We start from the raw sequence: 16,567 nt of genomic DNA, 5'->3' as shown, positions 1-16,567 counted from the left end.
ACAGGAGCAGCGGTAGTCCGCGGCACGCCCACGCGTTCAGACCAGCGTTATCACCAGCAACACCGCCACCACGATGAACAGGATCGCCAGTACCGCGGCCATGGCGATGAAGCCGACTCCGGTCGGCGGGAAGTGCCAACTGGTCCGCGGTTCGGGTGCGGACAGGCCGGAGGTCTGCGCCGTCTCGGGCGGGGTCGAGCCGGGGCTGACGCCGCCACCCGCCTCGAGATCGGGAGTGCGTCGGGGATCAGGATCCATCGACATGGCGATGCCCTTCGTTGCCGGTGATCATTTCCGGGTCCGTCGGCTTCCCGGCACGTTTACGCCGCAATACCACGATGGCGACGATCACCGGTATCACGACGAGTACCAATAGAAGTTCCATATTCGGCGCATACCCGGACTCGCACCGCTTAAAGGTCATCGTTCACTCGAAGATTGCCAGACCCCCGAGCGGGTTGCCCCGAACGGCGAGGGGCCGCATCCACGCGTTTTCTGTAGCCGTTGCCGTGGCATAGGTCGGCGGTACCGTAGAAGAAGACGCGGGGAGGCGACGATGGTGCAGATGGACCGGCCGCCCAGGGTGCAGACACCGGATGCGGATGCGCCGTGGAACGAGATCGTGCCGCAACTGTGGATGGGTGGGCATCATTACGGGAATGCCGAGGGCGTGCGGGTGCCCGCGATCGTCGGGGCCGAATTCGATGTGGTGATCAGCCTGTACCAGGCCGAGGGGCACGGGCCGGGACCCGATGTCGAACACCATCACCTCGCCATTCCGGATGCGGTACTGCACGCCGAGCAGCGGGCGGCGGCGCGCGCGTTGGCCAGGATCGCCGCCGCCGCGGTTCGTGCCGACCGCAGCGTCATGGTGCGCTGCCAGTACGGATACAACCGCTCGGGTTTGGTGGTCGCGCAGACGCTGCTCGACCTGGGGCATTCGGTCGATGACGCCATCGCCCTGATCCGGCTGCGACGCTCGCGCTATGCGCTCAACAACGAGTTCTTCGTGAAATATCTGACGATCGGGCTCGGCGGAGGCTGAAATACCAAGCGCCCCAACCACAAGAGATATGGTCGGGGCACTCCGGTTCCGACATCAACGCGGCGCGTTGGCCGGATCGGCAACGGTCGGGTGCGCCCCTTCGCGATGCGCCCGGCGCACATCCTCGAAGAACTCCCGCGAGAACATTGCCGACAGCACGGCGATACCCGCACGGTGCACCCGGAATTCGCTGCGGTTGCTGGTGCCGGTGAGCCGGATGACGCGACCCGCCGCGTTCTGGGGCCGCGCGAAATCCTTCACCCGGCCGCGGCCGGTCCAGTGCAGGTCGGTCTGGTCGATGACGGCGTCGTCCGGGACGAGCAGTTTCACCATGGCGTGGTCGAGATCGGCGTGCACGACGATCTCGCCGTCGCCGGTGATCCGCGGCGAGCGCAGGTCGATCACCACGCTGCCGTAGCGGGCGGTGATGTCGAAGGTGTCGGCGTCGGTCCAGTTGCCGAGGCGCTTGGCGGTCTCGTGGTCGACGTGGACGTGGGTGGCGGTCTTGGCGGTCATTTTTCGATCCTTTCGGGCGGCTTCCGCTGGTGAAGCAATAGTGGCATACAAACTAGTATCTTTGCAACTAGTTTGTATGAACCTAGTTGCCGAAACACCATTAGAATGAGCGGTATGACGGCATCGACGCAGTTCAAGCGCTCTCCCCTGGCGATGGCGCTGCTCGGCATCCTGCATCTGGAACCGATGCACCCCTATGCGATCCAGCGACGGATCAAGGAGTGGGGCAAGGACAAGGTCGTCAATGTCACCCAACGCGCGGCGCTCTACAAGACGATCGGCAGGCTGCAGGAGGCCGGACTGGTCACGGTCCGCGAAACCGGCCGCGATCAGCAATATCCGGAGCGCACCGTCTACGAAATCACCGACGCGGGCCGCGCGGCCTGCGCGAATTGGCTGGCCGAGATGATCGGCGACCCGCGCAACGAGTATCCGGAATTCCCTGCGGCGCTGTCGTTCCTGATGCTGCTCGGACCCGAAGGCGCGCGCACCGAACTGCAGCGGCGCGCAAAGTCTGTGCGCGCCGAGCTCGCCGAGATGGACGCGGATGCGAAACAGGCCGCCGCGATGCAACTGCCCAGGGTGGTCATGCTGGAGGACGAGTACCAACGCGCGGTCACCGAGGCCGAATTGCGTTGGCTCGACGCCGTTATCGCGGATTTAGCGGCGGGCACCCTCACTTGGTCGAAGGAATCCCTACTGCCGCACCAGCAGCCGTAGTTCACATCGCGACCCGACACCGGAATACCAACCGGCGCCGCCGATGGATCATGCCAGGATGTGGCGCGACCGTTACCGCGACAACGGCCCCGCCCTGCGCGAGGTGAATCTCGTCCGCCCCGGTGCGTGCACTCACTCCGCCGATAACGAGCAACGCGCGATCGATCTCGAATTCACCAGCACCGCACCGGATTCGATAACCATCACCCTGCCGTCGAATCCGACACTCGCGCCGCTGGGCGGGTACCCGGTGTTGGTCGTGAACGATCAAGGTGTGCCGCCGACAGGGACAGTGGCCGCAGCTGAGCCGATTGTGATCGATCACAGTCCCGGACCGCCACGATGGTGGCGCCGACTGTCACCTGCCCCGTTGCCGCCATGGGCGCTAGCTCGGCCCGTAATGTAGGCGATCATGGTTCCCACCGAGATATCCGAGCTGGTCGAGTCGGTCGTGGAGTCGTATCTGCTCGACGGACCGCGCCACTACAACCGGACCGAGGTCGCCGAACAATCCGGGGCGACCACCGACCTGACCAAGCGGCTGTGGATGGCACTCGGCTTCCCGGCCGGTCTCGACGATGCCGCCGTCGACTACGCCGATGCCGATATCGCCGCGGTGCGCAATTTCCGCGCGCTCAATGTGCTCGCCTCGGCGGACTCACGGCAACAGGCCGCGACCGCGCGCACCCTCGGCCAGGGTATGGCGCGCCTGGCCGAATGGCAGGTCGACGTGGTGCTGGCCGAAATCAGCACTCGGATGGCAGAGGCCGCGCCCGGCACCGATCTGGCCGAAACCGCGCGCGCCGCGACCGAGGCGGCCATCTCCACGCTCGAACAGCTCAATACCTACGCATGGCGCCGCCACCTCGCCGCCGCCCTGGCCCGATCCCTCGACCCGGGCACCACGGCGGGCGAGGCGGTGCGCGAGTTGGCGGTCGGCTTCGCCGATATGGTCGGTTACACCCGGCTCACCAGGCATCTGCATCCGGACGAACTGTCCATGCTGCTGGAGGCATTCGAATCCACCACCACCGCCGCGATCACCGAGAACGGCGGTTGGGTGATCAAGAATGTCGGCGACGAGGTCATGTTCGCGGCCGAGGATCCGGCCGATGCGGCCCGGATCGCGCTGGCCATCCAGGAGAGCACGATGATGGTCGGCGGCACGCCGGAGCTGCGGGTCGCCGTGGCATATGGGCCGGTGCTGCAGCGCTTCGGCGATCTGTACGGTTCGGTGGTCAATATCGCCTCCCGGCTCACCGGCGTCGCCCGACCCGGCACCGTTCTCGTCGATGACGAGGCCGCCGCCGCCCTGGACGGGAATCCGGAGTTCGATATCCGCAATCTGCGCAGCGTGCGCGTCCGCGGATTCAACCGCCTGCGGCCCCACACCCTGCGCCGCAACGGCAAGTACAGATAGCCCCACGACCTGAGCTCACCACCTGCGTCCGCCATACCCTGCGCCGCAACCACAAGCACCGGCAACGCACGACCTAAGCTCGTCCGGTGGAGTTCGAGTGGGCCGAGTTGCGGGAGAGGTGCGTCATCGAGGAGGACGCGGCGGTGTTGGCGTTGAACAAGCCCGCCGGGATTTCGGTGACCGGGGAGCGGCACGACAGCGATATCGTCGAGGCGGCGGCCGCTGCCGGGGAAACTCTGTATCCGGTGCACCGCATCGACAAGGTGACCTCCGGACTCGTGCTGCTGGCCAAGGAACTCGGCGCGCACGGGCAGCTGACCAGGCAGTTCAATAAGCAGACGGCCGAGAAGGCGTATCTGGCGATCGTCGAATCGACCGGCCTGCCCGATCGCGGCGTCATCGAACTGCCGCTCAGTGTCGGCCGCAAGAACCGCGTGCGGATCGCCGCACCCCGCGAATCCATTCGCGAGCAGGCGGGACGCTGGTTCGTCGATGAGGCGGATCTATTGGCCACTAAGAACTACCCGTCGACAACCCGGTTCACAACGGTCCTGCGCACCGATACCCACACCCTCCTCGCAGTCCGCCCGGTCACCGGCCGCCGTCACCAGATCCGCGTGCACCTGGCCTGGATCGGACACCCCATCCTCGGCGACCCCCTATTCGACAAATCCGCCCGATACGACCGCACCTACCTCCACTCCTGGCAACTCGCCCTAACCGCCCCCTGGCGCACACCCCCAACCCTCACCCTCCAAGCAACCCCATCCTCCGACTTCTGGCACCCCTTCCATCCCATCCCCGACCCCGCCGCCCTCCTCCAACGCGCCGCCGAATCCTTGCTCCCCCCAATCGAATAGCCCCGCCCAACACCACACACGGAATGCCGGGCAATTCCCATGCGCGCCACCCTGAATCGCGCCCGGCGATGACCAGAGCCGATGTACCGCAGCAGCCGAACCGCGACCTCCGCGCGCAACAATCACCGGCGCGAATGCGCCCGAGGCGTCGGCTCCTCACGCGTCAGCTCGGTCGACGGGCGGCGGCTATTCCGGCCAACTCGGGGAGCGCCCAAGCATGGCGACGATCTCGTCGAGCGCGGAGTCACTCGACCAGTTGATGACCGGCCCGAAGGCCGCACCGGGTGCCAGCCGAGCCGCGCCGCCGGGGACGACTTCGGCTACCGATAGTGCGACCGCGAGCAGGTCGTCGTCGAAATGCACTGTGCGGCCGAGGGTTCGGGCGACGTCCCAGGAGTGCACGACGTAGTCGATGAAGTGGAAGCTGACTGCCTCGGCTCCGGAGAATTCGAAGGCACGGGTGAACTCCGGTAACGGGAAGGTTCGGTCGAGCACGCCGTCCTCGGCGAAAGATGCCAGTACATGTTCGGCGGCGGCACGGTAGTCCGCGACCGGGTCCGCGCCCAGCGGGCGCAGCCGCCACAGCGACAGGTCACCCTCGCCGCGGGAGGCGGCCGCGAAGCCATAGTGCTGGGTGATCATGTGCGCCAGCAATCCGTGCAGCGTCCACCCGGCGCATGGCGTCGGCTTGGCCAGATCAGCGGCGGTCAGCTGGGAAACAACTTCGATGCTGGTGCGCACGGCTTGCGCATTGAGGGCGAGCAGATCGACCTGTGTCCCCAGCGACTTGAGGGTCTGCAGTTCGGCGGCGGTGTCGGAATCGGTGGTCATCGCTGTCCTCTCGATACATCCAATAATAAGCGCATGCTTATCATAAGCTCATGATTATCATAAGCCAAGCGGTATTTTCTACCCATGCCGGAAAAGCGCCCTGACCTCGCCGCGATGATCGCGCCGCTCGGCCGCGCCCTCGCCGCGGCGGAACTGCCCGTACTCGAGCGACACGGCCTGACCATGTGGGGCTACGTGGTCCTACTCGGACTCGGCGACGAACCCGTCTACACCCAGGCCGCGCTGGCCAAGAAGATCCGCGCGGACAAGACGCGCATCATCGGCACACTCGATGAGCTCCAGCAGCGCGGCCTCATCCACCGCGATGCCGATCCAGCCGACCGGCGCGCACGCCTGATTTCGCTCACCGCCGCCGGTCGGACCACCCGCGACCAGGCACAACGCGATATCCAGGAGCAGGAGAACCAACTGCTTTCCCAGCTGCCCGCCGCCGATCGCAAGTCGTTCCTGCGGTCACTGCAGACGCTGTGGGCATCGGTCGTCGACCCGTCGAGCTGACCCGGTGTGCGCGCGAGCACTTCCGACCCCGCGGCCTTCTACCGGTGGTCAGCCTCATGGCGACGCGGAACCCGCAGGTCATCTAGCCTGTAAACGTGCCAGCACGCGATGCCGACACCCTCTGACGCAATGTAGCGATCCCCCAGAGAAAGCGAACGCCGATGATCCTGGTGGCTCAGGTCAGCGATACCCATTTCGATCTCGGCACCCGCAATGCCGAACGCGCCGAGCGGGTCATGGCCTATCTCGCCGAGCTGCGACGCAGGCCCGATGCCATCTTGGTGACCGGCGATATAACCGATTCGGGTAAAGCCGAGCAGTACGCCGAGGCGCGTGTCGCACTCGACGCCGATATCCCGGTCTACGCCCTGCCCGGCAATCACGACGACCGAGCCGCCTTCCGCGCGATCCTCCTCGGCGAACCCGCATCGACCGCACCGATCAACCACGCCCATCGAGTCGGCAATCTGACCGTGGCCCTGCTGGATTCGAGCGTCCCCGGCGAATCCGGTGGCCGACTCAGCGAAGAAACCTACGACTGGCTGCGCGGCGTACTCGTCGCCGCGCCCGCAGCCGCGCCCATACTTCTTGCGCTGCATCATCCACCCGCACATCTGTTCAGTCCGGTCATCGATGAGATCTCGCTGGCCGAGCCCGAGAAATTGGCGGAGGTGGTCGCCGCCGACGAACGCATTGTCGGCGTGGTCACCGGACATGCGCATTCCGCCGCCGTGACCACCTTCGCGGGCCGCCCGCTGCTGATCGCGCCGAGCACCGCCTCCGTACTCGGCGGGGAGTGGGAACTCGAACTCCCGCACCGCGTCATGGACTATGCGCCGGATCCCGCCGTCGCACTGCACGTCATCGACGAAAATCACCGCATCACAACGCATTTCCGCAATATCGCAATGAACGGTTGGATCAGCGTGCAGCCGAATTAGCGCCGCACCGCGCGTTCGCGGCGGTAGGCGGCCGGTGTCGCTCCGGTCCAGCGCTTGAAGGCGTAGATGAAGGTGGAGGATTCGGCATAGCCGAGCCGGATGGCCACGTCACTCACCGAAAGCGGTGTGGCGGTGAGCATTTCCTCGGCGAGCGCGCGGCGCACCTCGTCCAGCAGTGCGCGATAGCTGGTACCGGCGGCATCGAGGTGGCGACGCAAGGTGCGGGTGCTCATATTGAGATCGCGTGCGACGGAATCGATCCCGCGCGGAGCCGCGAACCCGTCCGCACCACCGGGCACCAGAAGTTCGCGCACCTCGGCCGCGATACCCGTGCGGGCGCGGCGGCGGTCCACCAAGCCCCGGCATTGCGCTAGGCACATCGCCCAGGTGTGCTCATTCGCCTGCGGCAGTGGCTGTTCCAGCATGGCCGGATCGATGGTGAAAAGATTGTGCGCCCGCCCGAAACGCGGTCGCACCTGGGTGACCTCCATGATCCGATCGACGTATGTCGGCTCCGGAAAACGGAATTCGGCCCTGGTGAGCGGCAGCTGTTTGCCGATCAGATCGCTCATGACCTGATGCATGGCAGTCACATCGCGTTCGACCAGGAACTGGCGCACATCGGCCGGAATCGATTCGTCGTGCACCCAGGCGATGAACTCGCCCTCCCCCCATTCCGCGACGGGCAGGCAGAAGGTGAAGCTCAGTTCCAGATAGCGCAGCGCGAACGAGATGGCCTCACCGAGCGTCGGACTGCTGACGCACGCGAAGCCGAAAATACCGAAGGTGGTGATTCGATACCGGCGACCGATCTCGACACCGAGCGCGGGCGTATCGGCGAGTTCGCGGACGAGATTGCGGATGACGGCGAGTTCGATTCGCGCATCGATCTGCGCGTCAGGATCGTGCAGCATGGCCTCGGTCAGCCCGGTTCCGGCGAGCATGCGCGCGACGGGCACGCCCTGCTCACCGGCATAGCCGACCATAAGTGCCACGCTGGCGATGCCGCGCGGAAAGTTCCAGTCGCGGATGCCCGGATCCTGTACCCGCTCCACAGCGGACATTATGGCCGAAAATCTCGATCCGCCGACCCGTACGACAGGCAGTCTTAGAGTGGAACTCATCTACAGTGCTGTGAGGAGTGCCACATATGACAGCTGGTGAGCGGCCCTCGGTCATCATCATCGGCGCCGGTTTCGGCGGCATCGGGATGGCAATCGAATTGCGGCGCAACGGTTTCGATGATATCACCATCCTGGAGCGCGGCACGGACATCGGCGGGGTATGGCGGGAGAACACCTACCCCGGCGCGGCTTGTGATGTGCCGTCGCCGCTGTACTCGTTCTCCTACGAGCCCAAGCCGGACTGGCCGCAGCGGTATTCCGGACAGGCCGCGATCCACGACTACCTGCGCGAGGTCGCCCAACGGCACCGCCTGCTGGAGGCGATCCATTTCGGCGCCGAGGTGACCGACGCCGAATTCGACGACAGTTCCGGCCGCTGGACCGTACGGACCAAGGACGGCACGGCCCGAACCGCCGACGTGCTCATCTCAGCGGTCGGCCAACTGTCCCGGCCCGCCCTGCCGAACATTCCCGGCATCGGCACCTTCACCGGTCAGGCCTTCCACTCCGCCGAATGGGATCACGGCGTCGGCCTGGCCGGTAAACGCGTCGCCTGCATCGGCACCGGCGCCAGCGCCATCCAGTACATTCCGGAGATCCAGCCGCAGGTCGAACACCTCACCCTGTTCCAGCGCACAGCGGCCTGGGTGCTGCCCAAATTCGATACCAACTACACCCCGGTCCAGCACAAACTTTTCGCCCGGCTGCCCGGCGCCCTGCTCGTCGAACGCTTCGGTTGGTGGGCCATCGCCGAATTCATCGCGCTCGGCCTTGTCGAATTCCCGTGGATCGTACGATTGGTCGCGAAAATCGCGTCGAAACATCTGGAAGAACAGGTCCCGGATCCGGAACTGCGCGCCAAACTCACCCCCGACTATCCGATCGGCTGTAAGCGCGGACTGTTCTCCAACAACTACTACCCAGCTCTGCTCGAGCAGAACGTGCAGGTCGAGACCACCGCCATCACCGAAATCGTGCCGAACGGCGTGCGCACCGCCGACGGCACGGTGCACGAGGTAGAGGTGATCATCTACGGCACCGGCTTCAGGGGCACCGAATTCCTCTGGCCCATGAATATTTACGGCCGCGCGGGCCGCAAACTCTCCGATGCCTGGCAGGACGGCGCGCACGCCTACTGCGGCATTACCGTGCCCGACTTCCCGAATCTGTTCCTGGTCTACGGACCGAATACCAATCTCGGCGTCGGCTCGATCATCTACATGATCGAATCGCAGGCCCGCTATATCCGCCAGGCCGTCCAACTGCTCGCCGAACGTCCCGGCCATGTGCTCGAGGTGCGTCCCGAGGCGGAGGCGCAATTCAATACCGCGGTTCAGCAGCGCCTCGCGCGCACACCGTGGAACTTCTGCTCCAGCTGGTATCGAACCGCTTCGGGCCGGATCACCAATAATTGGCCGGGCCCGCAGCTCGCCTATCGCCGTCGCGTGCGCAAGCTGAAGGCCGCCGATTACGAGCTGACCCGGGTCGCCTGACGCTCACTCTCTCCACAGAAAGACCACACGAACTGTCCACAGGATGCTGGCAGACTTGACCCGTGAGTGATCTGCCCGTCCGCCCCACCGAGCGCGGACCACTGCGCCCGATCGAATTGGCGGTGGGGGCGGTGCTCGGGGGTGCCTCCGTCGCCCTGGTCACCGTCGGCGCGTTGATTCCGATAGCCGCGGCGCTGCAGTTGGTCGCCGCGGTGCCGCTGGCCATGATCGCGCATCGCTATCGGCTGCGCGTCCTGATCACCGCGACCGGCTCGGCCGTGCTGGTCTGCTTTGTCGCGGCGGGCCTCGTGCCCGCATTCGGCATTCTCAGCTCAGCCACCATCGCGGGGATTATCGGCACGGTCAAACGGCGACGTGGCGGCCTGCCCGCGGTGCTCGGATTATCGACACTCGCCGGTCTCGGCTTCGCAGCCTTCGCCATCGGATCGCTGCTCGTGTTGTCCCGCTCCCGGAATCTGCTGTTCGACACCATCCGCAGCACCGCGGAAGGCCTGGAGCGGACGGCAGCACAGCAACCCCAGCTGGAACCGCTCGGACGCGGGGTCTCCGACGCCGCCGACGCCGCGATCCGCTGGTGGTGGGTCCTGATCGGTGGTGGCGTGCTGGCGGGCATCATCGTGACGGCGGTGTTCTCCTGGTTCGTCCTCGGCTCGGTACTCGATCGGCTGGCATGGCTGCCGAGTCACGACCGGCTCGACGCACCGCCTGACGACCGGCCGATCGCGCCGTTGCCGGTGCGACTACGCGAGGTCGGTTTCCGCTATCCGGGAGCGCCGGTGGACGCACTGTCCGGGATCGATTTCACCGTCGACATCGGCGAATTCGTGGCCATTGTCGGCCACAACGGGTCCGGCAAATCGACACTGACCCGGCTGCTCGCGGGACAACCGCCGACCACCGGTGGCGTTGACCGCCCTGGCGCGGCGGGCCTCGGTCACCTGGGTGGCACCGCACTGGTGCTGCAGCGGCCGGAGAGTCAAACGCTCGGTGTGCTCGTCGCCGACGATGTGGTGTGGGGTCTGTCCACCGAACTCGCCACCGCGGTCGATATCGCCGCCCTGCTGCGCGAGGTCGGCCTGGACGGTATGGGCGATCGCGAGACTGCGACCCTGTCCGGCGGTCAGCAGCAGCGACTCGCGGTGGCCGCGGCATTGGCCCGCCGCCCCGCGCTGCTCATTGCCGACGAGGCCACCTCGATGATCGATCCGGACGGTCGCCACGATCTCGTCGCACTCCTGGCCGAACTGCCTAAACGCCATCCGATGGCGGTGGTGCTGGTCACCCACCATGAGGCCGATGCGGCCGCCGCCGATCGGGTGGTGCACCTGGCAGGTGGCCGGACCGTCGAGCGGCTGCCCGCCTGGCCGCAGCCGGTCGGCGAGATCCGGCGTCGGCCGATGGGTGAAACCATCCTGCGACTGAGCGAGGTGCGCCACACCTACAACCACGGAACACCGTGGGCCGCACCGGCTTTGCACGGTGTCGATCTGACGGTTCGGCGCGGCGAGGCACTACTCGTAGTGGGCGGCAATGGATCCGGCAAATCGACGCTGGCCTGGATCATGGCGGGATTGATCGAACCCAGTTCCGGCCGTTGCGAATTGAGCGATAAGCCGATCGCAAAACAGATCGGCCGGGTGGAATTGGCGTTCCAGCACTCCCGGCTGCAGTTGCAGAAGCAGACGGTCGGCGACGAAATCGCGGACTGGGGCGGACGGGCCGCCGGATCCGGTGCGGTCGGACGCGCACTGGATGCGGTGGGTTTGGATCGCGCACTCGCCGCACGCTCAATCGAGGAACTCAGCGGCGGCCAAGCCAAACGCGTGGTGCTCGCAGCCATTGTGGCCAGCCATTCGCCGGTGGTCGTGCTGGACGAACCGCTGGCCGGATTGGACCCTCAGGGCCGCGCGGAGATCGTGGAACTGCTTGCCCGCCTGCGCGATTCCGGCCTCACCTTGATCGTCATCTCACATGACGTGCACGATATGGCCACGGTCTGCGATCGGACTGTACATCTCGAGGCCGGACGCATTCTGGAGACCGATCCGATCCGCGATACCGCGAATGTGCCCGCGCACCAGCCGGATACCCACTCGACGATGCCGGGAACCCGCCCGGGCGATCCAGCCTGGCGGCTCGGGGACGGAGGTCGATAATGAGCGAGCGAACAATAGACACAGCCACATACGTGGTCATGACGGAGCCGAGCGCCAGCGAGGCGCAGTCATGAGCACGGTGCTGTTCCGCGAAGTGCCGGTTTCCAGTCCGGTGCACAGCCTCTGGGCCGGAACCAAGATCATCGGCGCGTTCCTGATCAGTGTAGTGCTGATGTTCCTGCCGTCCTGGCCGGTACTCGGCTTGATGGTCGTATTCCTGATCGCGATCGGGGTGGTGGCCCGACTGCCACTGAGCACACTTCCTCGCCTGCCATGGTGGTTCTGGGCAATACTCGGTATCGGCGCCCTGCTCAATGTGCCGGTGGGCAGCGAATCCTTACTGCGCTACATCAATGTCACCGTCTTCGGCCTGATCCTGCTGGCATCCTCGTTCCTGATCGCCTGGACCACCCCGATGGGGGATATCGCACCCGCGCTGGCCAAACTCGGCTCCCCGCTACGCAGATTCCACGTGCCCGTGGACGAATGGGCCGTGGTCATCGCGCTGACACTGCGCGGACTGCCACTGCTGATGGACGAGATCCGGGTGCTGCGGGCGGCGCGGCGACTTCGCCCGAAGGACGGCCTGCTCAATCGCGCCGCCGACAATCCGCTCGTCGATATCCTCACCGCCGCCATGGCGGTATCCAGCCGCCGGGCAACCGAACTGGGCGAGGCCATTACCGCACGTGGCGGCACCGGCCAGCTGACTGCCCGCCCGAGCGCCCCTGGCCGCAATGACGTGATCGCGCTGACCATTGTTATCACGGTCTGCCTCGGCGCGGTCGTCCTCGATCTGCTGACCTGATCGGCGATACTGGCCTCTGTGCCGGACCAAGACGAGGATGTGCCTGCCTGGCAACGCAGGACGGAGGGTGAGTCGCGGTTGGCCGCGACGCTCGCCGTGCTGGTGATCGTGGTGTTGCAGGTGGCGCCGAAGGAGCTCCGGCAGCAGCCCGCCTGGCTGGTCCTGCCCGTGCTCGAGGTCCTGTTGCTCGGCGTGCTGGTGGTGGCGAATCCGTTCCGGCTCAACCGGGAAGAGCGCTGGTTGCGCAGCGGCGGCCTGCTGCTGACCGGGTTGCTGAGTCTGGCCACGGCGGTGTCGGCGGGTCGACTGGTGTTCCAACTGATCGATGGGACACTCACCGATCCCATGCGACTGCTCGTCTCGGGCGGTGCGGTGTGGTTGACCAATGTGGTGGTATTCGGCCTCTGGTATTGGGAGTTCGATCGCGGCGGACCCGCGGCACGCGCGCATGCGCGAAAGCCATTGCCGGACTTCCTGTTCGTGCAGATGCAGAGCCCGGACCTGGCCGGACTCGACTGGGAGCCACAGTTCCTGGACTATCTGTATCTGGCGTTCACCAATGCGACGGCGTTCAGTCCGACCGATGTGATGCCGATGTCGCGGTGGGCGAAGGCGACGATGATGCTGCAATCGGCGATCTCGCTGGTGCTGGTGATCCTGGTGATCGCCCGCGCGATCAATGTCTTGCAGCAGCCGGGGTCCTGACCGAATAGCGAAGAGCTATAACAAGACTCATCATGTGAGTAATACCGGATACCCCGAAAAGCATTCCTCTAAACCTTTTTTACGCGGTACGGTGTCCTCGGAGTGTGTTCTCTAGATCACATCGTGACTCTGCACAGCGTCGGGGGGAGGATTTTTCGTGTGCGGAGCGTTGCTACGGCTTGCAAAACCTGATGAAGATTGGACCCCGGAATGATTCTCCGCAAGATCACTGCGGCAGCCGTGCCGATCGTCGCCGCTGTCGCGGTCGGCTCGGGCACTTCCTATGCACAGCCGGATGCCGCGCCCGTACCGGATATCGGATACGAGGCAAAACTGGTTGGCGACAAGATCGTCACCACGCTGACCAACGGATCCTTCCAGATGTCGGCGAACACCGTGGATGTCAAGGACATCGCGGGCAATACGGTGGTCACGCTGCCACTGGTGTTCCGGCAGGACGGTCTGGAGTTCGCCATGCCGCACGAGATTCGCGACGCGGGCCGGGTGCTGGAGTTGACCGCGGTCAAGGACTACACGACGGCGCGGCAGGCGGCCACGCCGGTCGCGTCGCCGCGAGAGAATCTGCGCGCGCAGGATAGCTTCCTGTCCCAGTTCAGCATTGCCGCCGCCATCGGCGGCTTCCTCGGCACGGTTATCGGCGCCCTGGTCGGGCTCACCGGCATCATCGGCGGACCGACCGTCATCGCCAGCGTCATCGCGGGCGCGGGCATCGGCGGCATTATCGGTACCCTCGTGGTCGGTGGGCCGGCACTGATCATCGCGGGCATCGATCTGCTCAGCACCCTGTCCGCCCCGCCCGGCACCACCAAATGGCAGGACGCTCCGGTCAAGTAAGACCACGCACAGCACTGCGAACGCGGCGCGCGGCGAATCCTCGTAGCGCGCCGCATCTTTCGTTTATCGCCCGTGACAGCCGGGCGCTACTGGGACACCCGCGAAGCGATCGGCGAGGAAGCCCATCGCACCGGCCGTCTCACCGATGGCGGCCACATCGTGTCCGGGCAGCACCGAATGCACCGAGGTGAGATCGGCACCCTGTGCGCAGTATCGCCCGACCAGATCGGTAAAGCCCGCGACCGGGATCACATCGTCAGTTGTGCTGTGGTACAGGTACATCGGCATGACCGGTGCACTGCCGCCGAGCTCCTGCCGGTCGGTCGCCGCCCGCAATACCGGATGGGACAACACGTCCGACACCGCCGCGAAATCGTCCACATGCGCATTGAAGTACTTGAAGAGGAGATCCGGACCACAAGCCGAGGCATCCTCGACAAGGGCGATCCGACCGCGTTCGTTGAGCAGGTCCGGCACACCGGAATTCGGCTCGTCCTTCGCGATCGCGATCAAGACGAGCATTGCCAGCCCCGCTTGCGCGGTGCCATCGACACCATGGGCCATCGCCGTCCAATCGGTGGGCACACCACCCGAGGTGATTCCGGCGAATTGGATATCGGGCGCGTACTCCGGTTGTATCTGCGCCGCCCACAGCGTCGCGAAGGCACCGCCCGAATAGCCCCACGCCCCAATGGGACTCCCCGGACCGACGCCATCCGGTGCGAGCGCCCGAGCGGCGCGGATGCCGTCGAGCACCGCACGGCCGGAGTTGACGCCGTCCAGGAATCGCGAGTCCGGCCCCTCGTAATCGCTTGCCACCACCGCCCAGCCGCGACGCAGCGCCTCGGCGATGAACGGTGTGTCGATATAGGTATTCACGCCGCCGAGATCCCAGCCGCCTCGCAGCGCGTACGACGGCGCGCACCGAGTGTCGAGGCTGTCTTCAGCGATCTGATACGACAGCAGCGGCCGCTGCCCCGGACCGAACCACGGCCAGTTCGGCACCAGCACGGTCGCCATCCCCGCGGTCGGCGAGCCGTTCGTGTCGTTGGTCCGGTATTGCACCTGCCAGGCCGAAACCGGAAGCGGTAGACCGTACAACGCGATCGAGCGAGTCCGCAGGACAGCACCGTCGGGCTGCGAAGCCAGATCGACCGGTGCCGCGTAGAACGGGTCCTGATCCGGCGGCGGCAAAGCTCGGGCAACGGGCACGAATGCGAACGCCACGACCGCTAGGACGATAAGGATCGATATCGCACCGGATTTCCGGTCAGCGCCGACGAATGACGCAGACAAAATTTTCATCGCGGCCTCCAGCGTTCCGACGCGGCGCGACGCATAATGCGCCTGGGATGCGTCGGCGCCGACTTCGCCCGGACTCGAATACCACCACCGTACTGCCTGCTCAGAGGCCCTAGCAACGGTCACGGGCGGACATCGGCGACGCCCTGCATGTCCGATTTCCGACATGGTTACAGTTGGGACGAGGCGGGCCTGAAGCACGCTTCGAAAGTGGCTATCGCGCAACGGAATCACCGTCGGTACCCCGAAGGTGACCGGTACCGAACAGGAGTGAGCTGACCATGCGGCATGGCAACGGACTGGACATTCCCGAAGATCTCGCCGATGTGTGTGCGCCGCACCGCATGGCGGTGATCGTCTACGACATGCAGGTCGGTGTGCTGTCCCAATTACCGGACGGTCCGCAGATCATCGAGCGGGTGGCGCGGGTGGTCGAAGCGGCACGGCGCGGCGGTTATCCGGTCATTTTCCTGCGGCATTTCTTCCTGCCGCGCCGCCTGAGTGGTGCCTTCGCGCTGCGCATGGCGATGAGCTGGCAGCAGGTCGACGATGTCGATGACGTGAAATTCATTCTGCAGCGTGACACCCCGGCCTTCGAACTGGTGCCGGAGCTGCGGCCGACAGCCGATGAAGTGATCTTCGACAAGACCTCCATGTCGGCATTCGAGGGCACGCCCTTGGCCGCGGTGCTGCGCGATCTCGGCATCGGCGCATACGCGATCACAGGTGTCGCACTGGAGATCGGCATCGCGCCGACTGTCACCCATTCGACCGATCTCGGCTTCGTGCCGGTGATCATCAGCGATGCCGTCGGCGGCCGCGATAAGGAGGCAATGGCGCGCGCCTACGACGATTTCGAATTCCAGGGGCACGCGATGGTCACCGATAGCGCGACCATCATTGCGCTGCTCGCCCGCGAACAGAGCTGACCGCGGAAATGGCGGATCGGTACGCCCGGTCCGCCACGCCGTAGCGACTGCTTGCAGGTCGCTCGAAAGGGTCGGGCGACTCAGCCGTCCTTGTGGATGGCCTTCTTGGCGGCATCCTGCGCGGCGTCGACCTGGCCGGCGAACTTGCCGTCGGTCTGCTTGTCGACGAGATCGCCCACCTTATCGATGGCGGTATCCACCTTGTCCGCATTCTGCTGGGCCAGGTCCAGCGCCTTATTCGCCAGGTTCTTGAAATCCACCGTGCACTCCTCGTTTTCGAGCCGACACAACCGCGAACAAACGATACCCAGCGAACTCCCCG

The 16,567-nt window shown here is 65.6% G+C and carries 20 protein-coding genes; 13 read left to right on the top strand and 7 right to left on the bottom strand.

The annotated features are described in order from the left end of the window. Window positions 1–36: 36 nt before the first annotated feature. Together AB0J47_RS19320 and AB0J47_RS19315 are read right to left on the bottom strand one after the other, a co-directional pair. Window positions 37–264 (bottom strand): DUF6480 family protein, encoded by a 228-nt coding sequence (locus AB0J47_RS19320; protein ID WP_364347224.1) that lies wholly within the window; start codon window positions 262–264, stop codon window positions 37–39. Beyond that, window positions 248–385, bottom strand: coding sequence for a hypothetical protein (locus AB0J47_RS19315; RefSeq protein ID WP_364347222.1), 138 nt, complete (start codon window positions 383–385; stop codon window positions 248–250). The genes AB0J47_RS19320 and AB0J47_RS19315 overlap by 17 nt, the downstream gene beginning before the upstream one ends. Before the next feature lie 171 nt (window positions 386–556). Here AB0J47_RS19315 and AB0J47_RS19310 point away from each other — a divergent pair, with 171 nt between their 5' ends. Further along, window positions 557–1,045, top strand: coding sequence for a hypothetical protein (locus AB0J47_RS19310; protein WP_364347220.1), 489 nt, complete (start codon window positions 557–559; stop codon window positions 1,043–1,045). Between the two features lie 54 nt (window positions 1,046–1,099). Here AB0J47_RS19310 and AB0J47_RS19305 read toward each other — a convergent pair whose 3' ends face one another. Continuing rightward, window positions 1,100–1,561, bottom strand: coding sequence for a hypothetical protein (locus tag AB0J47_RS19305; RefSeq protein WP_364347218.1), 462 nt, complete (start codon window positions 1,559–1,561; stop codon window positions 1,100–1,102). Between the two features lie 114 nt (window positions 1,562–1,675). Here AB0J47_RS19305 and AB0J47_RS19300 point away from each other — a divergent pair, with 114 nt between their 5' ends. From AB0J47_RS19300 to AB0J47_RS19285, 4 genes are all read left to right on the top strand, one after another. Continuing rightward, the gene (locus AB0J47_RS19300; RefSeq protein ID WP_364347216.1) at window positions 1,676–2,281 is read left to right on the top strand and encodes a PadR family transcriptional regulator; all 606 of its coding nucleotides are present in this window, start codon (window positions 1,676–1,678) and stop codon (window positions 2,279–2,281) included. A gap of 58 nt (window positions 2,282–2,339) precedes the next feature. Continuing rightward, window positions 2,340–2,687, top strand: a complete 348-nt coding sequence (locus AB0J47_RS19295) for a galactose oxidase early set domain-containing protein (RefSeq protein WP_364347214.1) — start codon at window positions 2,340–2,342, stop codon at window positions 2,685–2,687. Window positions 2,688–2,693: 6 nt separating this feature from the next. Continuing rightward, on the top strand, window positions 2,694–3,701 hold the full coding sequence (locus AB0J47_RS19290) for an adenylate/guanylate cyclase domain-containing protein (protein WP_364347212.1): 1,008 nt from the start codon (window positions 2,694–2,696) through the stop codon (window positions 3,699–3,701). Window positions 3,702–3,787: 86 nt separating this feature from the next. After that, a complete protein-coding gene (locus tag AB0J47_RS19285) occupies window positions 3,788–4,561 on the top strand; it encodes an RNA pseudouridine synthase (protein ID WP_364347210.1) in 774 nt (257 codons plus the stop codon). A 186-nt stretch (window positions 4,562–4,747) separates the two neighbouring features. On the opposite strand, the gene AB0J47_RS19280 is transcribed toward AB0J47_RS19285, so the two are convergent. Continuing rightward, window positions 4,748–5,392, bottom strand: coding sequence for a TIGR03086 family metal-binding protein (locus AB0J47_RS19280; RefSeq protein ID WP_364347208.1), 645 nt, complete (start codon window positions 5,390–5,392; stop codon window positions 4,748–4,750). A gap of 84 nt (window positions 5,393–5,476) precedes the next feature. On the opposite strand from AB0J47_RS19280, the gene AB0J47_RS19275 reads away from it, so the two are divergent. Further along, window positions 5,477–5,911, top strand: coding sequence for a MarR family transcriptional regulator (locus tag AB0J47_RS19275; RefSeq protein ID WP_364347206.1), 435 nt, complete (start codon window positions 5,477–5,479; stop codon window positions 5,909–5,911). 161 nt (window positions 5,912–6,072) lie between these two features. Next, entirely contained in the window at window positions 6,073–6,852 is a 780-nt protein-coding gene (locus AB0J47_RS19270) for a metallophosphoesterase (protein ID WP_364347204.1), read from the top strand. Here AB0J47_RS19270 and AB0J47_RS19265 read toward each other — a convergent pair. Further along, window positions 6,849–7,916, bottom strand: a complete 1,068-nt coding sequence (locus AB0J47_RS19265; protein WP_364347202.1) for an AraC family transcriptional regulator — start codon at window positions 7,914–7,916, stop codon at window positions 6,849–6,851. The genes AB0J47_RS19270 and AB0J47_RS19265 overlap by 4 nt on opposite strands. 86 nt (window positions 7,917–8,002) lie before the next feature. Here AB0J47_RS19265 and AB0J47_RS19260 point away from each other — a divergent pair, with 86 nt between their 5' ends. The 5 genes from AB0J47_RS19260 to AB0J47_RS19240 all read left to right on the top strand — a co-directional run bounded on the left by AB0J47_RS19260 (window position 8,003) and on the right by AB0J47_RS19240 (window position 14,014). After that, entirely contained in the window at window positions 8,003–9,469 is a 1,467-nt protein-coding gene (locus tag AB0J47_RS19260) for an NAD(P)/FAD-dependent oxidoreductase (RefSeq protein WP_364347200.1), read from the top strand. A gap of 62 nt (window positions 9,470–9,531) precedes the next feature. Continuing rightward, complete coding sequence (locus tag AB0J47_RS19255) at window positions 9,532–11,646, top strand: ATP-binding cassette domain-containing protein (protein WP_364347198.1); 2,115 nt, start codon at window positions 9,532–9,534, stop codon at window positions 11,644–11,646. 70 nt (window positions 11,647–11,716) lie between these two features. Further along, window positions 11,717–12,454 carry an energy-coupling factor transporter transmembrane protein EcfT gene (locus AB0J47_RS19250; RefSeq protein WP_364347196.1) on the top strand — a complete coding sequence of 246 codons (738 nt, stop codon included), beginning with the start codon at window positions 11,717–11,719 and terminating at the stop codon, window positions 12,452–12,454. An 18-nt stretch (window positions 12,455–12,472) separates the two neighbouring features. After that, window positions 12,473–13,159, top strand: coding sequence for a hypothetical protein (locus AB0J47_RS19245; protein ID WP_364347194.1), 687 nt, complete (start codon window positions 12,473–12,475; stop codon window positions 13,157–13,159). Window positions 13,160–13,369: 210 nt separating this feature from the next. Beyond that, the gene (locus AB0J47_RS19240; RefSeq protein ID WP_364347192.1) at window positions 13,370–14,014 is read left to right on the top strand and encodes an ammonium transporter; all 645 of its coding nucleotides are present in this window, start codon (window positions 13,370–13,372) and stop codon (window positions 14,012–14,014) included. A gap of 63 nt (window positions 14,015–14,077) precedes the next feature. On the opposite strand, the gene AB0J47_RS19235 is transcribed toward AB0J47_RS19240, so the two are convergent. Beyond that, on the bottom strand, window positions 14,078–15,319 hold the full coding sequence (locus AB0J47_RS19235; RefSeq protein WP_364347190.1) for a lipase family protein: 1,242 nt from the start codon (window positions 15,317–15,319) through the stop codon (window positions 14,078–14,080). 278 nt (window positions 15,320–15,597) lie between these two features. On the opposite strand from AB0J47_RS19235, the gene AB0J47_RS19230 reads away from it, so the two are divergent. Continuing rightward, complete coding sequence (locus AB0J47_RS19230; protein ID WP_364347188.1) at window positions 15,598–16,245, top strand: isochorismatase family cysteine hydrolase; 648 nt, start codon at window positions 15,598–15,600, stop codon at window positions 16,243–16,245. A gap of 80 nt (window positions 16,246–16,325) precedes the next feature. Here the strand turns inward: AB0J47_RS19230 and AB0J47_RS19225 are convergent, their stop codons facing one another. Beyond that, window positions 16,326–16,505 carry an antitoxin gene (locus AB0J47_RS19225; RefSeq protein WP_364347186.1) on the bottom strand — a complete coding sequence of 60 codons (180 nt, stop codon included), beginning with the start codon at window positions 16,503–16,505 and terminating at the stop codon, window positions 16,326–16,328. Between the last annotated feature and the right edge of the window lie 62 nt (window positions 16,506–16,567).

The organism is Nocardia sp. NPDC049737, assembly GCF_040674755.1.
Lineage (GTDB): Bacteria > Actinomycetota > Actinomycetes > Mycobacteriales > Mycobacteriaceae > Nocardia.
Note: the sequence above shows the minus strand (reverse complement) of the source record. Positions and strands in the feature narration are given on the sequence as shown.